The 23,471-nt window shown below is 40.8% G+C and carries 18 protein-coding genes; 14 read left to right on the top strand and 4 right to left on the bottom strand.

Annotation, left to right across the window (positions count from 1 at the left end):
* Positions 1–114 precede the first annotated feature (114 nt).
* From PMAL9190_RS10470 to PMAL9190_RS10455, 3 genes are all read left to right on the top strand, one after another.
* Positions 115–711 (top strand): tyrosine-type recombinase/integrase, encoded by a 597-nt coding sequence (locus PMAL9190_RS10470; protein WP_087845147.1) that lies wholly within the window; start codon positions 115–117, stop codon positions 709–711.
* Between the two features lie 277 nt (positions 712–988).
* Positions 989–1,870, top strand: a complete 882-nt coding sequence (locus tag PMAL9190_RS10465) for a hypothetical protein (RefSeq protein WP_087845146.1) — start codon at positions 989–991, stop codon at positions 1,868–1,870.
* 443 nt (positions 1,871–2,313) lie between these two features.
* On the top strand, positions 2,314–2,799 hold the full coding sequence (locus tag PMAL9190_RS10455) for a hypothetical protein (RefSeq protein ID WP_087845144.1): 486 nt from the start codon (positions 2,314–2,316) through the stop codon (positions 2,797–2,799).
* A 642-nt stretch (positions 2,800–3,441) separates the two neighbouring features.
* Here PMAL9190_RS10455 and PMAL9190_RS10450 read toward each other — a convergent pair.
* Together PMAL9190_RS10450 and motY are read right to left on the bottom strand one after the other, a co-directional pair.
* A complete protein-coding gene (locus PMAL9190_RS10450) occupies positions 3,442–3,891 on the bottom strand; it encodes a hypothetical protein (protein ID WP_087845143.1) in 450 nt (149 codons plus the stop codon).
* 94 nt (positions 3,892–3,985) lie between these two features.
* Positions 3,986–4,861 (bottom strand): flagellar protein MotY, encoded by an 876-nt coding sequence (motY, locus tag PMAL9190_RS10445; RefSeq protein ID WP_370738769.1) that lies wholly within the window; start codon positions 4,859–4,861, stop codon positions 3,986–3,988.
* Between the two features lie 223 nt (positions 4,862–5,084).
* Here motY and rnt point away from each other — a divergent pair, with 223 nt between their 5' ends.
* The 4 genes from rnt (at position 5,085) to PMAL9190_RS10425 (ending at position 11,248) form a co-directional block, all read left to right on the top strand.
* Positions 5,085–5,750 (top strand): ribonuclease T, encoded by a 666-nt coding sequence (gene rnt / locus PMAL9190_RS10440; RefSeq protein ID WP_065168159.1) that lies wholly within the window; start codon positions 5,085–5,087, stop codon positions 5,748–5,750.
* A gap of 194 nt (positions 5,751–5,944) precedes the next feature.
* Positions 5,945–7,207: an outer membrane protein transport protein gene (locus PMAL9190_RS10435; RefSeq protein WP_087845141.1), complete on the top strand. Its 1,263-nt coding sequence runs from the start codon at positions 5,945–5,947 to the stop codon at positions 7,205–7,207.
* A 35-nt stretch (positions 7,208–7,242) separates the two neighbouring features.
* The gene (locus PMAL9190_RS10430) at positions 7,243–9,654 is read left to right on the top strand and encodes a VolA/Pla-1 family phospholipase (protein ID WP_087845140.1); all 2,412 of its coding nucleotides are present in this window, start codon (positions 7,243–7,245) and stop codon (positions 9,652–9,654) included.
* 271 nt (positions 9,655–9,925) lie between these two features.
* A complete protein-coding gene (locus PMAL9190_RS10425) occupies positions 9,926–11,248 on the top strand; it encodes a Na+/H+ antiporter family protein (RefSeq protein ID WP_087845139.1) in 1,323 nt (440 codons plus the stop codon).
* A 109-nt stretch (positions 11,249–11,357) separates the two neighbouring features.
* Here PMAL9190_RS10425 and PMAL9190_RS10420 read toward each other — a convergent pair whose 3' ends face one another.
* Complete coding sequence (locus PMAL9190_RS10420) at positions 11,358–11,696, bottom strand: Grx4 family monothiol glutaredoxin (protein ID WP_087845138.1); 339 nt, start codon at positions 11,694–11,696, stop codon at positions 11,358–11,360.
* A 323-nt stretch (positions 11,697–12,019) separates the two neighbouring features.
* On the opposite strand from PMAL9190_RS10420, the gene sodB reads away from it, so the two are divergent.
* From sodB to PMAL9190_RS10405, 3 genes are all read left to right on the top strand, one after another.
* Positions 12,020–12,610: a superoxide dismutase [Fe] gene (gene sodB / locus PMAL9190_RS10415; RefSeq protein ID WP_065168154.1), complete on the top strand. Its 591-nt coding sequence runs from the start codon at positions 12,020–12,022 to the stop codon at positions 12,608–12,610.
* 251 nt (positions 12,611–12,861) lie between these two features.
* Complete coding sequence (locus PMAL9190_RS10410) at positions 12,862–14,049, top strand: efflux RND transporter periplasmic adaptor subunit (RefSeq protein WP_087845137.1); 1,188 nt, start codon at positions 12,862–12,864, stop codon at positions 14,047–14,049.
* Entirely contained in the window at positions 14,036–17,131 is a 3,096-nt protein-coding gene (locus PMAL9190_RS10405) for an efflux RND transporter permease subunit (RefSeq protein WP_087845136.1), read from the top strand. Before PMAL9190_RS10410 ends, PMAL9190_RS10405 begins: the two co-directional genes overlap by 14 nt.
* Before the next feature lie 105 nt (positions 17,132–17,236).
* Here PMAL9190_RS10405 and asd read toward each other — a convergent pair whose 3' ends face one another.
* On the bottom strand, positions 17,237–18,352 hold the full coding sequence (asd, locus tag PMAL9190_RS10400) for an aspartate-semialdehyde dehydrogenase (RefSeq protein ID WP_087845285.1): 1,116 nt from the start codon (positions 18,350–18,352) through the stop codon (positions 17,237–17,239).
* A 710-nt stretch (positions 18,353–19,062) separates the two neighbouring features.
* On the opposite strand from asd, the gene nhaC reads away from it, so the two are divergent.
* The 4 genes from nhaC to PMAL9190_RS10380 all read left to right on the top strand — a co-directional run bounded on the left by nhaC (position 19,063) and on the right by PMAL9190_RS10380 (position 23,338).
* On the top strand, positions 19,063–20,514 hold the full coding sequence (nhaC, locus tag PMAL9190_RS10395) for a Na+/H+ antiporter NhaC (protein ID WP_087845135.1): 1,452 nt from the start codon (positions 19,063–19,065) through the stop codon (positions 20,512–20,514).
* A gap of 417 nt (positions 20,515–20,931) precedes the next feature.
* The gene (locus PMAL9190_RS10390; RefSeq protein WP_087845134.1) at positions 20,932–21,663 is read left to right on the top strand and encodes a nucleoside recognition domain-containing protein; all 732 of its coding nucleotides are present in this window, start codon (positions 20,932–20,934) and stop codon (positions 21,661–21,663) included.
* A complete protein-coding gene (locus PMAL9190_RS10385) occupies positions 21,663–22,127 on the top strand; it encodes a YjiG family protein (RefSeq protein WP_087845133.1) in 465 nt (154 codons plus the stop codon). The genes PMAL9190_RS10390 and PMAL9190_RS10385 overlap by 1 nt, the downstream gene beginning before the upstream one ends.
* A gap of 86 nt (positions 22,128–22,213) precedes the next feature.
* Positions 22,214–23,338 carry a M20 family metallopeptidase gene (locus PMAL9190_RS10380; RefSeq protein WP_087845132.1) on the top strand — a complete coding sequence of 375 codons (1,125 nt, stop codon included), beginning with the start codon at positions 22,214–22,216 and terminating at the stop codon, positions 23,336–23,338.
* The last annotated feature ends 133 nt before the right edge of the window (positions 23,339–23,471 follow it).

The raw sequence follows: 23,471 nt of genomic DNA, 5'->3' as shown, positions 1-23,471 counted from the left end.
TTCTGTCCATGGGCGTTCTTGCACGCTCTGAACGACAGTAATCGAAACTGCTACAACAGTTTTAGTCAATAACCAGACTTTATGTTGACCAATAACACCTAAGAGGAGGTCAACATGAGAAAGTCATCATCAGAAAAATGCAGCGGGATAAAAAGACCATTCAAGTTGGAAGAGATTTGGCGAATAAGAACTAGGCTAGAGCTTGAAAACGACCTAATGCAACTTGCACTATTGAACCTAGCCATTGATAGCAAGTTGAGGGCGAGTGATCTACTAAAACTGCATGTATATGATGTTTCTTCGCAAGGAGTGATCTATGAAAGGGTTCAATGCACCCAGCAAAAAACAGGTACAGATGTACACTATGAGATTACTCCGAGAACACAACAGAGTATTAGTCGGTGGGTTTACTCTGCATCCCTAGATACAAGTAGCTTTTTATTTCCAAGTTGTCGCCGCAAAGGGCAACCTATCAGCTACTCATTCTATCGCTCAATTATCAGAAACTGGGCTGAAAAACTGGGATTGAATGCTGACTATTACGGCACTCATTCCATGCGCCGCACTAAAGCCACTTTAATCTATGCCAGAACAAAAAACATCAGGGCTGTACAGATCTTACTTGGACATTCGAAGCTAGATAACACAATTCGATACCTTGGCGTTGAGCTAGAAGACGCTCTGAGACTATCTGAGAAAACAGACTGCTGACAGGCGGGATCTGCTACAGGCTTTTCCTCTGAAAAGCCTGTGCCCCATTATCATTCAGAGTAAATACTCATTCATACCTTGTTCATGTGAATTTACACTACAACAATTTATGCGAATTCCGCTCATCTAGGAATTATGCACCTCTTAGTACTCTAATTTGTTAGCATTTTTGGTAAAGTATTGATTTGTTATAGAGTCAGTAAGTAAAAGACGGCATTATTTCAGAGTTAAAGGTTACTGTTAGCCGTCTAGTTAGCGTTAGCATTATTGAGGATTTATGGAAAATTTATTCGTATACAGTACAGATGAAGTGGCGTATCAAAGCTTCGAAGTCTCCGAATCCGAAATTACATTGGCTTTAGGTTATAGAGAGCTTTTGGTCAAAGCCCTAGATATAGAAATTATCTATGATCAAATAATTGAAGCTTACTGGGACTATAAAAACAAAGTGAACTATTGGAGCTTGAGGTCTGTGTCATCGCCGTTCGCAAACTATGCTTTTAATCATGAGGTTCGTAGTTCATTGAATCGGCAAGCTTTTAATTTGTTTAATCTAAGTAAACTATATCTAGACTGGCACTACAATAAAGACAAGAAGCGCTGCTTTTCATTCGAGTTAACAAAGGACGATGGATCGCAGCAACAAGTCATCGATCATCGTGAAGAAATCTATAAGACAAATCTGAATTATGTAGTTGGTTGTAAACTTCGTGGTCACAGCCAGCATAGCGAGTTACCAGTTAGAACCATCACGAAAGGTGTGCGTTACGATCACGATACTTCAAACCGGACTGCTCATTTTAATATCTATTATGATTACGAAGATTTAGTAAAAGCTAGTGTACCTAAAGATAGGTTATTCAAAGATATTAAACTTGATCTTACAGAAATAATCGATGGCTTTGTATACGCTATATCTCAGAAGCATATGTTAAATCGTAGATTAACAGAAGTGGTTGTTGGTAAGGCGAGAGCCTCATTCACGTCAATGTGGCAAAACTATGCGACTGAGACTGGTTTTAAAAACTATCAATGTGAAGTGTGTACGCAAGAGAACAAAATATTTGGTTCATCTCTTGAGTGGTTTGACGTTTTTGATTACTTGAAAGAGAAGCACCGAAATTCTATCAATTACTCAAATATAACGTTTGAAAAATAATGTTAACAAAGTATTTAAAGTTTCAAGATACTTTTTCTAATCTGGTAGAACCAATTAGAGCAATAAATATAAATGGCTTCTGTCCATCTTCGTTTCACTCTGGTCTGGCTGCTAACATTGGTCACACTGTAGACATAGCGACACATTTCGTTCCATCAAGAAAACAACCATGGAGAGGCAGAACGATTCAGTTACCTGAGTGCAGTATCTACTTAAAAAGCATGGCGGAATAATAGATAATTACGACAGGACACCCAAGGCTCTGCATGTCCTTAAAACATCACGCCTTTTAATAGATACTTATCTCACGACAACGATAAGGGTAAATATAATGAAGCGTGAGACGAGACAGTGGTACGAAAGACCTACAGGTATTATCTTGTTGAATATTGTGGCTGGACTCATTGTCGCCATAGTATGCGGTCTAGTGGTGTGAGGATGCGATGGAATATAAGAATTTAGAAATAGCAGATGAAACAGTAGAAGAGCTTGAGGATATGTGGGAGGAACAAAGGTCTTCACACTTCTCATGGTGGGATAATAGTGAAGACCGTGCTCCTATTGCTGAACATCCACTTGCTGCCTTAGCTTACTGCTTAGAGGCTGGCGTCTACCCACCACCGTCTGTCTTATTACAAATCGCGGAAACGTATAAGGGGTACATCCATAAACAAGGAGAAATAAGCCTCGAGGATGCTTTCTTTGGTAAACCAGTAAAAGGCATAGGTAATTATGCTGCTAAGAAAGCCAAATATCGTGATGTGACTATGCTTCACATTATGGTTCAATTGGAAACACTAACTGTTGATGACAACAAGCGGAGGTCTCAGATAGAAATAGCAGAAGAATACCTTGACAAGAAAAGGTCTGATAAAGACCCTGAGCATTTACTTAGAAAGCTGCGACGTTTGAGACAGAAGATGAAGTAGTACATTGTGATCTCAAAGTTGATGCTGCTCTCCTAAACAATATTAACACACCTCAAGTTATGCGAATTTGATCAAAGTACTTGTTACCGCTAACTCAGAAATGTCCAAAAACGAGTTACGAAAGCTCTTTTGTGAGATTTTTTGTGAGTGATACCGATGGTCAAGAAAAATCATAAACGCCTAGCGACTAGCGAGCCGTGCGAGCGTCAGGAGTGGCTTTATTATTTTACTTTACCATCATTCCCCTAGATACCCTTTTAGCAGGGTGATGGTTCACGCAGTGAGGCCATCGCCTTGCCAAGACTTTGAGTAAAGTCAGCTACAATTTATTTGTTACTATTTTGTAAAGGATATTGCGTATGATTTTGTCGAGTTTAGTCTTATAAAATCATCACCTTTACAAATTAAAGGGTATTTGTAATGTATTTTTACCGTTGATGGCACCTAAACCCCTTACTATAACTAGATAGTCACTCACTCACCCACCGAGTAAAGATGATTTTTAGTTCATATAATGGAGATATAAAGACAAAGTAGAAATCTAACCTCGCTGTAATGTGACTATCTCTATTTCATCCAGCATCGTCACCAACAAAAAAGGAGCATTAAAACGCTCCTTTTTTAAAACGAATAATCTGATTATTACAATGGTGTACAGTCAATATTAAAGCCATTTTGTTTACGTTTAGCGGCAAGCTCTGCAGCCCCTTTACCAAGCGCATTTAATAACTCATCACGTTGTTGAGGTGAGACTTTTTTACCACTAGCATCAAGAGATTGCTGTAATTCTATTGCTGCTTTTTGCTTATCACCTTGAAGGTAGCTTTCTTGGGCAAGGGCAATATAAGCCATGCTTCGTGCTAAAGGCTGACCTTCATGCCCTAGCGCCTGTAATTCAGTTGCCGCACCAGGTTTACACAATTGTTGATTTTTTATTGCTTCAGCAACGGGCTTTAAATCTGCTTTAACGACTTTGTTGAGCACTTCCTTGGTCGTATCTGTTGCCACATTCTCAACCGTAGTCGTGAACATTTTTATACCAGCAATCACTGCGACAATAATAACAATCCCGCACAATAAACGCTTATTCATACTCAAATCCTTATTCGCTGATTAACACTACCATCATAAAGGTGTTATCAATAGCCAATGTCAACAGACGATTAACATTACGCCCATAATGAATTTAAATTTGACTACGCCCTAATGAAATCACCACTCGACGGTTTTGATGTCGACCGACAGGGGTTGAGTTATCGGCAATAGGTCGCCGTTTACCATGAGCTTCAACTTGAATGCGATCGTCAGGTAAACCTAACCCTCTAAAATAATCTTCAATTTTAGCGGCTCGTTGTTCTGACAACCGTTGTCCTGCCGCTGTTCCTAATGCTGAATCACTGTATGCAGCAACCAGCACTAAATCGATATCATCAGAATAGCGGACATAATCAGCAATCTGCGCTAACCGCTGCTGTGACATATTATTCAGCTCATCACTATCATTGTTGTAATGCAAAATAGTAAAAGCGATATCGTCAAAACTAAATGGCATCAAGTTATTCAAACATTGACTAAAAAGTTGATACGATTTATTAAAATTCACCGCAGACAAACCAACGTCTAACTGACGTTGTCGCTGCGCAGGCCAACTTTTATAGCTAAACGTTGGATTACGTCCATCTTCTAACTCTGCCAACATTTGCCACGCAGTATTACCTTCAATATAGCCATCAAATTGTTTAAAAAATTTTAAATCAACCATCGCATGAGCAGCATCGCCAGGCATCCAACTCGGTGGCATTGAGGTTAACTTAACATTGCGGGTTGCTCCAAGTTGACGCTGCATTTTCAACTCAAAATGCAGGTTCATTTTTTTACTCGAACGTGCTGAAAACTGCGCAGTTCCATAAGCTGGAATGGCGTGTTCTAATCGACACTCTAACGGCGTATCAACCACAAGCTGCCACTGTGATTGATGTGGCGAGGCAAGGTAGTTTTTAGCCTCCGCATTCGATATTGAAATAAATACACTAATAACTAATCCAATTCGTAACCAAGGCATTAATACTTCTATTGAATTCATTTTATAACCAGACTAAGAGAAAATAATACAACGACAATAATAATGTTACACTGCTATATCGGCATTTATGGTATGAGCTTTAGCCTTCTATTACGCAATCAAACTATTGTTACTTCAAATCGTATTTCTATGATTGAACAGCAATGAAATTGCACGCTTAATCTGCCATACTATGTAATTCTTTTATTTTGACAGCAGTACTATGAGCCAAGATAACCAATGTAATACCTTAAAAAGTCGCTTTCGCGGCTACTTTCCAGTCGTTATTGACGTTGAAACTGCAGGTTTTAACGCCAAAACGGATGCCTTATTAGAGATTTGTGCTGTCACTTTACAAATGGATGAAGATGGTTGGCTAAAACCTGCAACAACTATTCACTTCCATGTCGCTCCTTTTGAAGGTGCAATCTTGCATAAAGAAGCGTTAGAATTTAACGGTATCCGCGACCCGTTTAGCCCATTACGTGGTGCGGTATCTGAAGAAGTTGCACTAAAAGAAATTTATAAACAAATCAGAAAAGAACAAAAAAACACTGATTGCACCCGTGCGATTATGGTGGCGCATAATGCGACATTTGATCATAGCTTTGTAATGGCTGCCTCTGAACGTGCGAAACTAAAACGTAACCCATTTCATCCATTTGCGACCTTTGATACTGCAGCATTAAGCGGTTTAGCCTTTGGACAAACGGTGTTGGCTAAAGCCTGTCAAACCGCTGAAATTCCATTTGATAATAAAGAAGCGCACTCAGCATTATATGACACTGAACGTACCGCTGAATTATTTTGCAAAATCGTTAATAAGTGGAAACAACTAGGTGGCTGGCCATTATTCACGCCACCAACAGACGACACTGACAGCAAATAATCTAAATTGCGCTGAATTTTTTATTAAACCCATCCCTGTATGGGTTTTTTTATACCTCTTACATCGTTCGTCAAATAAATAGACGCAAAAGTTAACAATTACTTAACATTAATCTTATACTTGGTCTGTAATGCGTTTTGTTTTTCCTCATGGATGAATAAAAAATAACATAACGACAACTGAGAGGCAGAATAATGTCCGTAAATATACGTTATCTTTCCCTTGCGCTTTGTGCAGCACTGACTAGTACTTCAGTGTTTAGTGCGGGGTTTCAAGTCTCAGAACAATCAGCATCAGGTTTAGGTCGTGCTTTTGCCGGAGAGGCAGCTATCGCTGATAATGCTGCTGTAATCTCTCGCAATCCTGCTGCGATGACAAAATTTAACACCATGACAGTATCTGTTGTTGGCAGTGTTGTTATACCAGATGTTGATGTTATCGCCCATGATGCACCTAACGGCATCCAGACAGCCAAAAATGTGGCTCCAACCGCTTTTGTACCTGCTAGTTATTTTATTCAACCGCTCAATGAGCGCTTTTCTTGGGGGCTAGCCTTATTTTCAGGCTACGGCGTCACTACCGATTATCCTGCTAATTTTTATGATGGTACTTCTGCAGGTAAAACCTCACTGGTAGCCATCAATTTAAACCCCAGTATTGCTTATAAAGTTAATAATCAGTTGAGCCTTGGGGTCGGTCTCAATGCTGTTTATGCCAAAGCTGAACTCTATCGCCATTATGGACAGAATGCGTTACCGTTCTATCCAGCGATTAAACCCAGTGATAAAACCATTAACATGGAAGGTGACACTTGGAGCTGGGGATGGAACATCGGTGCTTTCTATCAATTAAATGATAATAACCGTTTTGGGCTCGCTTACCGTTCAAAAGTTGATCTTGATTTTAAAGGCGATTTTACTGATTACTCCGGATTAGTATTAGGCAGTGCCAATCGCGGTCAAACCATCAAAGGAAAACTTCCTGTTATTCTACCCGCCACTGCTGAGTTTTCTGGCTTTCATCAGCTTAATCCGCAAATTGCTGTTCATTACAGTCTTTTCTGGACCCAATGGCGTTCATTTAAAGAGTTACGTGCCACCAACGCACAATGTAATTTCAATGGTCAAATGCCAGGGATTTGCTTGCTAAAAGATGAAGATTATAGCGATGCATTTCGATGGGCTATTGGCACCACATACACTCTCAACCCGAACATTACCTTACGTGCTGGATTTGCCTTTGATGAGCAAGGCGGTAAAGCCACGCTTAGTATTCCAGATACTGACCGTTACTGGTATTCAGCCGGCGTCACCTACCAGCATAGTCCTCGCTTAAGTATTGATATTGGCTTGAGTTATATCTACGGAAAAAACAGCGACTTTATTGAAACTGACCACCGTTTTACTGCCAGCAGTGTTGCTTATATTGGAGCTGCACAAGTTAACTACGCCTTTTAGCCACAATGTATAACAACATTTAAATAAGGAAATATATGAACAAGTATATTTTAACGATACTAACAACAAGTTTGGGGCTAATGGGGTGCGGTGGCGACAGCAAATTAGAAGGGACACCAACACTGGATCCCAATATTACCGATAGCATTAACGCCGCGACTAAAATCAACTTTGATTTAATCACTGATCCACAAAGCCCTACCCTTGTTCAACCCACTTATTTATTAATGGACAGTCGCGACGGCACTTTAAATACCGAAGTTGCAGCTGCTGATGCCAATGATATTAGCGATCCATTAATAACAATGGGACACACCGATGGTTGGAGTACCAGTCAACCATTACAGCTGCAATTTGTAGGACATGATCTTGATAGCACAACGCTAGCTAATGGCTTTTATTTAATTGAATCTAACGATCCAACCACCACTAGCCACACCATAGAACCGACTAAGCTCACTCAAAATGATGGCGACTTTATATTATCAGCATCAGGTACCACGCTTACTGTAATGCTGTTAAAACCATTAAAACCCGCTACTAATTATATGTTTGCTATTACAAGCGATCTTAAAGATAGCAACGGTGATAGTGTCGGTATGAGTAACAGCTATGCGGTCTTAAAAGCCAATGCGCCAGCGCCGGTTGCAGCACTGGTTGCAGCCCAAAACATTACTCACGCCACAGAAGCTGAATTTGTAAAAGTAGGAGTTAACCAAGACAGCATTATGTTCTCAAGTTGGTTTACAACAGCTTCGGTCGGTGATGCGGTATATGCTGTTAAAGCAGCAACAGCACAGGCATTACAGCAAGGTGCTAATACTGTTTGGAAAGGCAGTGCAATTAGCGATCAAGTCTCAACCTCAGATTTGCGCAATCTATTTAGGTTCTCCAACCTCACCGATACTAAACAAACCACACCGCAAACCAAAGGGGAAATCTATACCGGCACCATAGCACTGCCCTATTTTTTAGACAATACTGCCGCAGGTTTTGCAACAACACCTTGGCAAAGTGGTATGCCAAGTTTAGCTATTATCAGCTCCGTATTAACCTCAGGTAGTGACGCAGATAAAGCAGCAATTGTTGCGCAATTAGCTCAACTCAATATTACTCCAGCAGACATTGCAGCGGCGGCCAGTGATGCAAACATACAACGTCGCTTACTGGTGACACTAACAGGCACAACATTGACATTAGCTGATGGCAACCAACTTGATCCACAACGATTAATCACCCGCTTTAGTCCATTGCCCAAGCTACAATCAGTACAATATCTTGATTACACTCTGATTCTACCTGTAGACCCGAGTTGTGATCAGGTAGCAAAGAACGCCACCAGCATTTATTTACATGGTATTACTAGCACCAAAGAAACCGTATTAGCTCTAGCAGATAATATTATCAATGAGCAGTGCCAAGCGATTTTTGCCATCGATCATCCATTGCATGGCAGTCGAGCAATTGCTGGCGTTGATGGCAGTGCCAGTGATGGTCACCCTGAGTACTATTTAAATTTATCAGCACTCACTGTTGCCAGAGATAACCTTCGCCAAAGTGCAACAGATATAATTGGACTACGCGCAGCAATTGGGCAAGTATTTGCGACTATCGCATCAAGTGATGCCACTGCAATTGGAAGTTTAGGTAATTTAAAAACACTCGATCCAGCGCAAGGCGTTAACTTTATTGGTCACTCTTTAGGTGCTATCACCGGTGTCAGTGTGGCCAACATTGCAAATCGTCCCATTGACATACCACAAACTGATGCTCTCTTATTCGACATAAATGCCCTCGCTTTAGCTAACCCTGGCGGTGAAATTCCTTATTTATTATTAAACTCTGGTAGTTTTGGCGATTTTGTTAAAGGCAACTTAATGGCGACAACCAATCCAACCTTTGCCGCTTTTTGCCAACAACAATCATTGCAACCTGATGTATGCTTTAATGCTTATCAGGCAGATCTAATTGCTAAAGGCGATGCGAGCTCAATTGCAACCTTAACCGCAATATATGCCACTTTTAATAGCTTTGCATACGCGGCTCAAACGGTATTAGATACGATCGATCCAACTAACCATGCTCCTCTGGTAAGCCCAAATACAGGTTTATATTTAGCTCAAGTTAAAGATGATGCGACTATTCCTAATATGACCCCATTAGGAGCAACCATTGCCGGTACCACGATTTTACAACCCTACTCTCCGTTTACCGGTACAACCCCGCTAATTAGCGGCTTAGATCTAATGGTCACTAACCAAAGCACGACAAACCAATTAGTACGTAATGCTATTTTATTTAATCAAGGTGGTCATTCATCACTGCTCGATTCGACAGTCAGTCCTGCTGTAACCCAAGAAATGCAAACGGAAATAGCGTCATTTATCAACACTAATGGCTTAAACCTCACTATAGAGAATAAAAGCGTAATAACCACAACCCCTTAAGTTTTTTATCAATAAAATGTTTAATCATAAGAAGCGAGCGTGATGCTCGCTTTTTTTTGCCATATAAAACAAAGTGATAAAACCTAAAAATACTTATTCTTTATAAACATAATTATAAAATTTTTTTCTCGACAAATGCTGAAAATCAAGCACACTGTGTGATATGGGATCAAAGTCTCATAATTATAATTAAATCGCATCTAGTCGTGTTGAACACAACTAGACAATCGAACGAAGTAATAATGCAACTAACGGATGGAACTCACGTTTTATGAACCCTGTAATTATCGCCGTATGCATCATGCTGGTACTCGCTTTAATGCGTGTCAATGTCGTGGTTGCTCTTACATTTAGTGCCATTATTGGTGGCCTTATCGGAGGTTTATCGCTCACTGATGCGATTTCAGCCTTTGAAGGAGGATTAGGTGGTGGTGCTACTACTGCCTTAAGCTACGCCATGTTGGGTGCGTTTGCCGTCGCGATTTCGCGTTCAGGTATTACTGACGTCCTCGCTCAAAAAGTTATTAAGCGCATCAGCGGCCATGAAAATATTGCAGCAGCTACCGGTGTCAAATATAGCGTTCTTATCATTTTAGTATTGCTTGCCATCTCTTCTCAGAACGTTATCCCTGTCCATATCGCCTTTATTCCGATTGTTATTCCACCGCTATTACATGTCTTTGCCAAGCTTAAGCTTGATCGTCGTTTAATTGCCTGCGTATTAACCTTTGGTTTAGTCACCCCTTATATGGTACTTCCAATTGGTTTTGGCGGTATATTTCTCAACAATATTCTGCTTAAAAATTTACATGATAATGGGTTAGATGTTGTGGCAAGCCAAGTGCCTATCGCAATGATCCTACCTGCATGTGGCATGGTATTTGGCTTATTAATGGCAACCTTTGTCAGCTACCGTAAGCCACGCGAATATTCAGTAGAGAAAATTCTTGCCAGTGAGCCAGAGAAAAAAGTCATCGAGATGCGCCATGTTTATGTGGCTGTAGGGGCTATTTTTGCCGCATTAGGCGCGCAGCTTTATAGCGGCTCAATGATTGTTGGTGGTTTAGTCGGCTTTATGGTGTTTACCTTTACTGGCGTCATCAAATGGAAAGAAACCCATGATGTGTTCACTAAAGGTGTCCATATGATGGCAATGATCGGCTTTATTATGATTGCAGCGGCAGGTTTTGCTGCGGTAATGAAAGCAACTGGTGGTGTTGAGACCTTAGTTAATTCACTTGAAGCGATTATCGGTAACAATAAACCATTAGCGTCATTATTGATGTTAGTCGTTGGTCTATTAGTAACAATGGGAATTGGTTCATCGTTCTCAACTATCCCTATTCTTGCAACAATTTATGTGCCGTTATGTTTATCTTTTGGTTTCTCACCAATGGCAACGATTGCGATTGTTGGTACCGCTGCAGCACTTGGTGATGCAGGCTCCCCTGCTTCAGATTCAACCTTAGGTCCAACATCAGGTCTAAATGCGGATGGTCAACATGATCATATTTGGGATTCAGTTGTACCGACATTTATCCACTACAACTTGCCACTGATCGCTTTTGGCTGGATCGCATCAATGATTCTGTAGTCGCAATAGCATCACAATGATGACTGCGCTTTAAACTTGATATAAAAAAACCGCCAACGTTTAACGTGGCGGTTTTTTTTATAAGTGCAAACACACTTAAACAACACTCTTACTCAGCAGCTTGTGCATCACGACGAGCAGCTGCTTCTTTAATTAATGTTTGTAATTCACCTTTTTGGAACATTTCCAAAATGATGTCACAACCACCAATAAGTTCACCGTCAACCCATAATTGTGGGAATGTTGGCCACTGTGCATAAACGGGTAGCTCTGCACGAATATCAGGGTTTTGAAGAATGTCTACAAACGCAAATTTTTCACCACAGTTCATTAGCGCTTGAGATGCTTGTGATGAGAAACCACAGCTTGGCAATTTTGGAGAGCCTTTCATGTACAACAAAATAGCATTATCTGAAATTTGTTGTTTAATTTTATCGATAGTTTCCATCGCTTCCTCGTCTGATTCTAATCATCATTTGTTATAAACCCTACCATTCTACTTGGTTATCGTCACCAATAAAAATACTTTCAAATTATGTTTGTCTCTCTTTTATACAATAAAGCGCAATCTTAGTTATATTGATATCTATTAAGTGGTTATTGACGTTACCAATAACCAGGTATAGGGTATTTTTTTAAGCTTAATGCTTTTAATAAACTAAAAACTTGCTAAAATAAAACGGTCAGATTCAAATAATAAGTAGGTGCGAATACCTACTAGAAAGTAATGTCGTGGGTATAAACCCAATAATTAAAATGGAGAATTGAGCAATGGCATTTGAACTACCAGCTCTACCGTACGCAATCAACGCTCTTGAGCCACATATTTCTCAAGAAACGCTAGAATACCACTACGGTAAGCACCACAACACTTACGTTGTTAAGCTAAACGGTCTTGTAGAAGGTACTGACCTTGCTGAAAAATCTCTTGAAGAAATCGTACAGACTTCTACTGGTGGTGTTTTCAACAACGCAGCTCAAGTATGGAACCACACTTTCTACTGGCATTGCCTAAGTCCAAATGGCGGCGGCGAGCCTACTGGTGAATTAGCAGACGCAATTGTTAAAGCCTTCGGTTCTTTCGCAGAATTCAAAGCTAAATTCACAGACTCAGCAATCAATAACTTTGGTTCTGGCTGGACATGGCTAGTAAAAACTGAAGATGGCGCATTAGAAATCGTTAACACTTCAAACGCAGGCTGCCCAATTGCTGAAGAAGGTCTGAAAATGACACCTCTGCTAACTGTTGATGTTTGGGAACACGCTTACTACATCGATTACCGTAATGTTCGCCCTGATTACATGGCTGCATTCTGGTCACTTGTTAACTGGGACTTCGCCGCTAAAAATCTAGCTGCGTAATATTCCTGTTTAATAATATCAACCCGTTTCATTATTGAGACGGGTTTTTTTATACCTCAACAATCACGCTCATATTGTTACCTCTCTTCTCATCAGCTATTAATCACTCGTTTATATATAATAATTTAATATTTTACTTAAATTGCATTTACCTATTAACATCCTGAAACATTTAACTCTATTTTGACATGCTTTTTATTGCTTGATTGTATAATTGTGCATCACTCATCATTCAAACGAGAGTTATTAGCGTGTATTACAAAACGTTCTCCATCGCAGCACTTAGCGTCGCTATCTTAACCTCCAGCAGTATTGCTTCTGCTCAAGACGAAGTAAAAAAGCCGCAACCAATCCCTGTTACTGTTGAAGCAATATCAACCAAAGAGTTTGTCACCACCCTCGATGAAGTAGGTAAAATTAATGCAACAGAATCAGCAGATCTTACCTTTAGCACAGCGGGAAAGCTGATTGAAATTAACTTCAAAGATGGTGATACCGTAACCAAAGGTCAACAAATTGCTAAGCTCGATAGCAGTAAGCCCAAAGCCGATCTCGATAAAGCTCGAAGCTCCTTAAATACCGCTCGCAATAAAGTTAAACGTGCGCTTGCATTAGAAAAAAAACAGCCTGGAGCACTTTCAAAACAAGATATTGAAGGCTTGCAGGATGAAGCAAATCTTGCAGCAGCAGATTACCGCCAACAACAATCGATACTAAAAGACTTCATTCTTAGTGCGCCATTTGATGGTCAACTGACCACTTTCTCGCGCTCTGCTGGTAGCATGATTGATCCTGCAACCACCTTAGTCAGTATTTATAACTTAGATCCAGTCGAGGTCACTTACACGATTAGTCAAAATGACCTTGGTAAAGCTGTCAAAGGTCAACCGGTTACGATTACAGTAGAAGCCTATAAAAATATGAGTTTTCCTGGCGTGGTTGATTATGTCGCCCCTGCCGTAAATAAAAGCTCTGGTCGTGTCGCTATTCATGCGCTTATCAAAAACCCTGATCATGTACTAGCACCGGGTATGTTTGCCAAAATAAGTCAAATGGTCAACGGACGCACCGAACGCATCGTTGCCCCTCAAAATGCCATCATGGCCCATAATGACGACCGCTATGTATGGCTAGTTGATGATAAAAATATTGCTACCAAACACTACATTACCTTAGGTAAGAACATCAATAATGGCTATGTTGTGGTAGAAAAAGGCCTCAAGGTTGACGATAAAGTCATTGTAACGGGACAACAAAAATTAGATGACGACGCGCTGGTTAATATCATAAAAACCCAACAATCGACCTCAAACTTGCCACCACAACCACTTAAAAAGAAAGTGACAGATCCTTCAGCATCGTCTCATTCACCACAAACAACACCGAATCCAAAAGCCGAAACTAAAAAAGTAACGGAGCCAAACAATGAAGCTACCTGAGGTTTGTATTAGGCATCCTGTTTTTGCATCAGTACTCAGTATTGCCATCGTTCTTATTGGTTTATTTGCCTTTCAAAAATTAGCAATTCAGTATTTTCCTGAACATAATTCGCCTCAAGCAACCGTCAGTGCAAAAATTGATGGGGCTAGTGCTGACTTTATGTCGCGTAATGTCGCCACTCGCTTAATTAACTCAGCGACAGGATTAGAAAATGTTGAAACCATGACCACAGACTGTGTTCAAGGTAGCTGTACCCTAAAAGTTAAATTTGATGACAGTATCAGTGATGTAGATTACGCCAATTTAATGAATAAATTACGTAGCAGTATTGAAGCTATTGTTGATTTTCCACCAAGTATGGTCGATAAACCGACCGTCACTGATGACTCATCAGATAAAAGTTCTGCCAGTAATATTATTACCTTTGTTAATAAAGGTGATATGACCCCCCAGCAAATGTTTGACTATATTAGTCAGCAAATAAAACCGCAGTTTCGCCATGTTGAAGGGGTTGGTGCGGTATATGGTCCTTATGGTGGTGCAGCCAAAGCGGTTCGCGTATGGCTAAACCCTGATCGTATGATGGCACTTAACGTTAAAGCTGCTGATGTTGTTACCACGCTTAGCGCTTACAGCTCATCATTTACCGTCGGCCAAATTATTGGTGAAGCACGTAACTTCCAGATAAACCCCGTCACTCAAGTAAAAAGCGTCAAAGATGTTCAAGATCTAGTGATACGGGTTGATGATGGCAATATCATTCGTATTAAAGATATTGCTGTCGTCAAAATGGGGGAAAATAGTCTGACCCCAAGCGTGCTCAAAGTGAATGGTGAAACCGCAATGTCATTGCAAATCTTGCCATTAAAAAGTGAAAACCCCGTTGATGTCGCAGCACGTGTAAAAACTGAAATAGCCAAGATGCAGCAGCATTTACCACCCGGCTTAAGCATGGAGATGGTATATAACCAAGCTGATTTCATTCAAGCAGCCATTGATGAAGGCTTTCATACCTTAATTGAAGCGGTATTTTTAGTGTCAATTATTGTGGTGCTATTTTTAGGCTCACTACGTATTGCATCGATTCCAATTATCACCATTCCAGTATGTATTATTGGTGTGTTTGCGGTGATGTCATACCTTGGCTTTACCATTAACGTATTGACTATTTTGGCGATCATTTTGGCTATCGGGTTAGTGGTCGATGATGCCATTGTGGTAGTGGAAAATTGCTATCGCCACATTGAAGAAGGTGATACGCCGTTTAATGCCGCCATCAAAGGCAGCCAGGAAATTATTTTCCCGGTTATCGCTATGACCATGACCTTAGCAGCCGTTTACCTGCCTATCGGCTTAATGTCCGGCATGACAGCCGATTTATTCCGTCAATTTGCCTTCACATTAGCCGCCTCAGTGATCATTTCAGGCATTGTTGCACTGACATTATCACCCATGATGTGTGCCTATTTAATCAAGCCTATCGCTCAACAACCTAAATGGTTTGTAAAAGTAGATACTAAGCTCCACCAGCTTTCTGAAGCGTATGTTAAACAACTCGCAAAATGGTTTGATCGCAAAAAAATCATGGCTGCAATGGCATTGGCGCTAATTGCGCTTTCTGGCGCGGCAATTTGGTCAATGCCTCAGGTATTATTACCGACCGAAGATACCGGTTTTATTGATGGCAGCTCAGAATCCCCCACCGGTGTAGGCCGTCGTTATCATGTTAAACATAATGCCGAGCTCAATACCGTGATGGAAGGTAATGACAGCATCGCTGCAAATCTATCTTATATTGAAGCACAGCCGACTAACCACATTTTGTTAAAACCGTGGGGAGAGCGCACAAAAACCGCCGCAGAAGTCGTTGCTGAGCTCACTGATAAGGCCTCTAAAACATTATCAGCTTATAGCATGTCATTTAGTGTCCGCTCCGCTGATGGCCTAAATGCTGCTACTAACTTAGTATTAGAAGTTAAAACAGTTGATCGTGATAAAAAACAATTAACGGATACTGCTAATTCGATTGTGAAAAAGCTCAATGATTATCCAGGGTTAACTAAAGTTAAGAGTTCCTTGCTGCGTGATCAGCTACGTTATGATCTAAAAATTAACCGCAATGCGATTATTCTATCAGGTGTGGCATATACCGATGTAACCAATGCACTATCGACTTTCCTTGGCTCGCTAAAAGCAGCTGATTTACAAGCCGATGATGGTTATACCTACCCGATCCGCGTCCAAGTGAACCGTAAAGATCTTGGTAACTTTGATATTATTGATAAGTTATATGTTGCGTCAGAGTCTGGACAGAATATTCCGCTATCAGAATTTGTTTCAATTAAACAAGTGACCTCGGAGTCCACATTTAAAACCTATATGGGACAAGACAGTGCCGAAATCACCGCTACCCTAATGCCTGGCGTCACTGCTGGTGAAGTTCGAGATTTTGTTGATACTAATATTCCACCGTTATTAAAAGATTCGCAGAGCTATGCTTATGCCGGAATAGTAAAAGAACTCACTGACTCTCAAGCTGGTACCCAAACCTTGTTCTTGATGGCTTTAGTGTTTATTTATCTTATCCTTGCGGCGCAATTTGAAAGTTTTGTTGATCCGTTAGTGATCTTATTAACGGTACCATTATGTATTGTGGGCGCGGTGCTAACCCTATGGGCATTTGGCCAAAGTCTTAATATTTACTCACAAATAGGATTATTGACCTTAGTCGGGCTCGTTACCAAGCACGGTATTCTATTGGTCGAATTTGCCAATGAACAACGCAAGCTGGGTAAATCAGCGATTGAGTCAGCCTGTCACAGTGCTCAATCACGTTTACGTCCAATACTAATGACTTCACTAACTATGATTCTAGGTGCATTGCCATTGGCATTTGCATCAGGCCCAGGTTCATTAGGTCGAATTAATATTGGCTTAGTGCTGGTCGGAGGCTTAATCGCAGGTACTTTCTTTTCATTGTTTGTGGTCCCCGTCGCTTATGTGGGAATGAGCAAATTAAGAGATAAAGATGTCCTAAACTCGCTACTCTCGGGTCGTGGCTGGCGTAAGAAGAATCATTAATAGAGATAAGTCGAACGCTAGTTACTAATAACAACGCCTGCATACTTTTGACTAGAAAGAGAAAGCGCAGGCGTTTTTTTATATCTTATCAAAGCTAAATAATGATTAACCTTTTTCAGCCAGCAAGATACGCAGAGTACGACGCAATGGTTCTGCAGCACCCCATAATAACTGATCACCAACCGTAAATGCATTAAGGTAGTCATCACCCATCGCAAGTTTACGTAAGCGACCCACAGGCACCGACAGCGTACCAGTCACTTTGGCTGGGCTTAATTCTTGCACCGTAATATCACGCTCATTTGGGATCACTTTTACCCAATCATTATGAGACGCAATAATGGCTTCTACTTCATCAAGCGGCACATTTTTCTTGAGCTTTAATGTTAACGCTTGACTATGACAACGCATTGCACCGATACGTACACAAGTACCATCAATTGGGATTGGACTATCTTGCAACCCTAAAATTTTGTTGGTTTCAACCGATGCCTTCCACTCTTCTTTGCTTTGACCATTATCGCGTTTCACATCAATCCAAGGGATCAATGAACCAGCCAATGGTGCGCCAAATTCTTGGGCAGGAAAATCGACTGCACGTAATGTGCGTGCCACTTTACGATCGATATCTAAAATAGACGTCGCAGGATTAGCAAGCTCACTGGCTACCGAATCATTGATCACGCCCATTTGGCTAATTAACTCACGCATGTTCTTTGCACCTGCGCCAGATGCTGCTTGATAGGTTTGTGACGTCATCCACTCAACCAAGCCTGCTTTATACAAGCCACCTACAGCCATTAGCATCAAACTAACAGTACAATTACCACCAACATAGGTATTTGTACCGTTATGGATCCCTTGTTGAATCTGATCAAAGTTAACCGGATCAAGGGTAATAATTGAATCAGGCTGCATCCGTAATGTCGATGCAGCATCAATCCAATAGCCTTTCCAACCCGCTTGACGTAATGCTGGATAGACTTTCTCAGTATAACTACCACCTTGACAGGTGATCACCACATCAAGCCGCTTCAGTGCTTCTATATCAAATGCATCTTGTAGTACACCAGCATCTTTACCAAAATTAGGCGCCGCTAAACCGACTTGTGATGTGGTAAAAAATACTGGATCGATAACGGCAAAATCGCCTTCCTCAACCATGCGCTGCATTAAGACTGAACCGACCATGCCACGCCAACCAACTAAACCTACTGTCATCATTTGCAACTACACTCCCTGTGGTATTAAATTTCTTTATCCATCTATAGAGATTTACGTCACTAAAAACAAGCATAATTTTCAATTATAAATAAAAAAACACCATCCTTTATAGCCAACCATATTTTACTGTTTGATTATCATTTGAGTCTCTTATCAGCCCTATTAGGTTTTATTATCGCTAATATTAACGCTCCAAAAAGTATAAAAACTCATCAATAATTCATTAAAAACAACATTTAATGGTTATTAAAACAGCTTATTTATTAAATATGCAATCAACTTAGTAAAAAGTTAACATTGGTATAACTTTGAAAAAAGAGCCTTTCCCTGATAGTCTCTCCTGCTGTGAATAAGTAGGTAGATAGTTCATCACTATTATGATTAATAGCTTTTTATACTTTAGCTGCCACTTTTTATAAGATTTTCATAGACACACTACGACGTTACAAAAAACATAAAACACAACATACGAACCATTAATTAACACTAAAAGAACAAATAAAGTCAGTGTTTTACGAAACATCTATACCAAAAAGACTTAGATCACAGAAAGAAACATTATTTATCACGATGATAAATCAATTTGCTAAAGTAGCGCAGCTTAAGCCGCTGTCTTTTTCAATCCGATTTACAAACCAATGATAAATAGTATTGATTGGTTGGGTTGGACCCAATTTCAACAAGCTCGATAAAACAAGGTTAGAAGTATGGAAAAACAGACAATAGTGAAACTACCCTCAGTAATGCAAGTCATTATTGCCCTCGGTATTTTCCTTGCCCTTGCATTCTCTTTTACCTCAAAATTGAATTTGCCAATCCAACTGGCGCTGTACATCGGTTGGTTTGTAATTATTGCACTCGGTATCAAACTCGGACACGATTATAAATCGTTAGAAAAAGCAGCGACTAAAGGCATTGCTAACGGTTTAGGCGCTGTACTTATCTTATTGGCCGTCGGCTCTCTCGTCGGTACTTGGATTGCAGGCGGTATTGTTCCAACCATTATTTATTATGGTCTTGAGGCTATCCACCCTTCTATTTTCTTGCTAGCAACAATGATCATCTGTTCATTGACGGCATTAGCAACAGGCACATCTTGGGGAGCCGCAGGTACCGCTGGTATTGCAATGATGGGGATTGGTCAAGGTCTGGGCATTCCAGCACCAATGACTGCGGGTGCAGTACTTTCTGGCTGTTATTTTGGTGATAAGATGTCACCACTGTCTGATTCGGTGATCCTTGCTTCTTCAATGTCTAACGTTGAGATCATGGAACATATCAAAGGTATGTTACCTATCGCACTGATCAGCTATATCATTACCGCTATTTTATTTACTGCTGTTGGCTTCCACTATGCTGGCACTATTGATATGTCACAAGTTGATTCAGTGATTGCGGCAATGGATAAGCAATTTGTTATTTCGCCATTATCGTTTATTCCTGTGATTGTGGTATTGGTATTACTGGCGTTCCGTTTACCGTCTTTCCCTGTCATTTCATTTGGCTCACTACTTGGCATTGCATGGGCTGTAATGGTTCAAGGCATGGATCCTCTTAGAGCTATCAACGCAGCATGGGCACCATTCTCAATCAGCTCTGGGGTTGAATTTATTGATGCGATTCTAAATCGTGGCGGTATGTCATCAATGCTAGGTTCTGTTGCGGTGATTATCTTTGGTTTAGGTTTTGGTGGCTTACTTGATAAAGTCGGCGTGCTTCAAACCATCGCACGTTTATTTGAGCGCAAAGTAAACTCAGCAGGCAGCCTTGCTGTATCAACCATTGCAACAGCTTTCCTTGGTAACGTATTTGGTTCAGCGATGTACGTATCATTAATTCTGACACCAAAAATTTGTGCTAAAAACTATGACCGTTTAGGTTACCAGCGTAAAAACCTATCCCGTAATGCTGAATTCGGTGGCACACTCACCTCAGGTATGGTGCCTTGGAGTGACAATGGTATCTATATGGCGAGTATTTTAGGTGTAGCTACCTTCTCATATGCACCATTTATGTGGCTAAGTTTTGTGTGTATTATCGTCACGATTGTCAGCTCTTACATGGGTTGGTTTGTCGATCGCTGTCCACCAGCTAGTGAAGCACAACTAGCACAAGATGACGAAGATGAATTAATGACAGTAAAACGTTTAACATCGTAAGCGAAATTAAATCATCACCATGACATTAACGCACTTCTTTTAGAAGTGCGTTTTTTTTGGCTCTTGTAAGGAAGTGTTATTTTCACGTTAATAACCTAAGCAATTGATAGCTATAAGAGATTATTCATTTTTCATACTCATTATCACTGATTAGACAATTTCTATTTCTGCGCTATTGACTCAAATATCACCATCGATATAGAGCCCGATCACAAATACCACACGCACATTTCATCAAACTGACTTTTCACTCCTACATCTTGACCCCAATCAATATTCCAAATTCATTTTTAATCAAAATACCGCTATTACCGAATTAACCACTAAATAAATCACCCGTTAGCGTAGCCCAAAAAACAATTATCGGGATTTTTTTAGTCAACCCATTTTTTATCTTCCGTTTATAAGGATATATCTATGAGCAATAACCCAGTAGAAGGTCGTAAAGTTACTATTGGCAGTTATCTAGCCCTTATTTTTGCCGTGGTGTTCTTCTCGGGCGCCCTACAATCAAATCAATGGTATGGCGTATTTGACTTCACGACTCTAAACGGCTCGTTTGGTAATGTGGTTTATTCGGTTAGCGATACAACAGAAGGCGTGGAAGCGGCTTCAACATCCTTTCGTGGTAAAGGCGGTAGTGGTGCTCGTGATGGCTTTATTTTTGCGTTAACGCTCATTCCAACAGTAATGTTTGCACTTGGTATGATCAATGTACTTGAGCATTACGGTGCGCTTGATGCTGCACGTAAATTATTAACGCCTTTACTACGCCCTTTAATGGGGATTCCTGGTAACTCTGGTTTAGCGTTGATCGCCTCACTACAAAGTACCGATGCAGGTGCTGCCATGACACGTCAGCTAAATGATGAAGGCCATCTCACCAAACGAGAAACGGATATTTTCACTATGTTCCAGTTCTCTGCCGGTGCGGCGATTGTTAACTTTTTCTCATCCGGTGCGGTGCTGTTCACATTAACCACAGCTTCAGGTGAACCTGCCGTAACCTCTTCTATTGGTCTTGCAGTAGCAATTATGTTTATCTTCAAATTCGTCGGTGCCAACATTTTCCGAGTGTATTTAAACATCACTGAAGGCAAAGAAAATAAAGACACTAAACCAACAACTGTTGCTCAGGAAAACGCATAATGACTACTACTACAAAAAAACCAATGGTTACTGATATTTTTGTTGAAGGCGCTAAAAAAGGCTGGGTAATTGCAACAACGTCAACAGTGCCTAACGTATTGATGGCTTTCGTTATCATCAAAGCACTACAAATCACCGGCGCATTAGAATTAATGGGTGACCTATTCTCACCGATTATGGCGATATTTGGCTTACCCGGTGAGGCTGCTGCAGTTTTGATCGGCGCATGGATGTCGATGGGTGGTGCTGTTGGTGTGGTTATCACTTTGTTTGACCAAGGTATTTTAAATGGTGACCACATTGCGATTCTTGCTCCTGCTATTTATCTAATGGGCTCACAGGTGCAATACATGGGCCGTATTATGGGTCCGATTCGTACTGAAGGCCGTTACATTCCAATCATGATTGCAATTTCAGTATTAAATGCTTTTGCAGCAATGTTTGTAATGAATGTATTAGTGTAATGACTGACCACACTGGCACCACCTGAGTGCCAGTGTATTTCTCTGTTTAGATTATCGATAAGCCATCATGGTTTGGAGCCTTTGCTATGTCTTTTTCTCTTAATGATTACCTTGAAGAACTACGCCCGCTTATTAATATTGATTGCGGTACATTAACCGTTGATGGTATCGACGTTGTAGCAACGATCATGGCGCAGAAATACCTTGATTTAGGCTGGAATGTTAAACGCATTGATTGTGGCATTGCAGGCACAGGCTTAGAAGTACGTAATAAGCCTCAGGCTGAACATATTGATGTGATGCTTATTGGTCATATGGATACCGTATTCCCAGTTGGCACTGCCGCCGCTCGTCCAATGACACACGATAATGAACGTGCTTACGGCCCTGGTGTTTCTGACATGAAATCGGGTCTATTAAGTGTGGTTTATGCATTGCGCGATCTTGATCCTGCAGCATTAGAAGCATTATCTATTTGTGTATGTATGAACCCAGATGAAGAAATCGGTTCACTGCACTCAGAGGAATGGCTAAAAAGCGTTGCCGTTAACGCCAAACATGTATTAGTTGCAGAAGCTGCACGTGCTGATGGCTCATTAGTTAAAGCGCGTAAAGGCATGGCACGTTACCGTCTAAGCTTTCACGGCAAAGCAGCCCACGCTGGTAATGAGCCACAAAATGGTCGTAGTGCAATCACTGAAATGGCGCATTGGATTTTAGCGATTAACGCAATGACGGATTTTGAATCAGGCACAACCTTAAATGCTGGTGTGGTAAGTGGTGGTGCTGGCGCAAATATTGTTCCAGATTTTGCTCAAGTCGTGGTGGATGTACGTTTCTGGGATAACGATGAGTATGCAGCAGTTGATGCTAAAATTCGCGCATTAACCGAAACTCCGTTTGTTGATGGTGTGTCGATCACCGCTGAGCGCGAAGCGCATAAACCATCAATGGTGCCAAGCCCACAAACGGAAGTACTAATGGCTCAAGTAGAAGCGGTTGGTAAAGAGTTAGGTATTGATATTACTTGGCAAGCCGTTGGTGGTGGTTCAGATGCCAACCTAACCGCCGTTTTAGGTATTCCAACCTTAGATGGCCTTGGTCCTGTTGGTGCGGGTTTCCACAGTGCTGATGAGTGGCTAGATTTGGCTTCTATTGAGCCGCGTATTCGCTTATTACAACAAGTACTAGTGAAAATCGCCCACCAGTAATTAATAAACAAGCATTAAAAAAGGCTGCATTTCTGCAGCCTTTTTTCCTTTAAATAATGCAAATAACAGTACTAAAGGAAGGACAATCGTTTCAGTTGTTAGCTTAAATTAGTATCACTTAACTCAATAAATA

Source organism: Photobacterium malacitanum (assembly GCF_900185615.1).
Taxonomy (GTDB): domain Bacteria; phylum Pseudomonadota; class Gammaproteobacteria; order Enterobacterales; family Vibrionaceae; genus Photobacterium; species Photobacterium malacitanum.
Note: the sequence above shows the minus strand (reverse complement) of the source record. Positions and strands in the feature narration are given on the sequence as shown.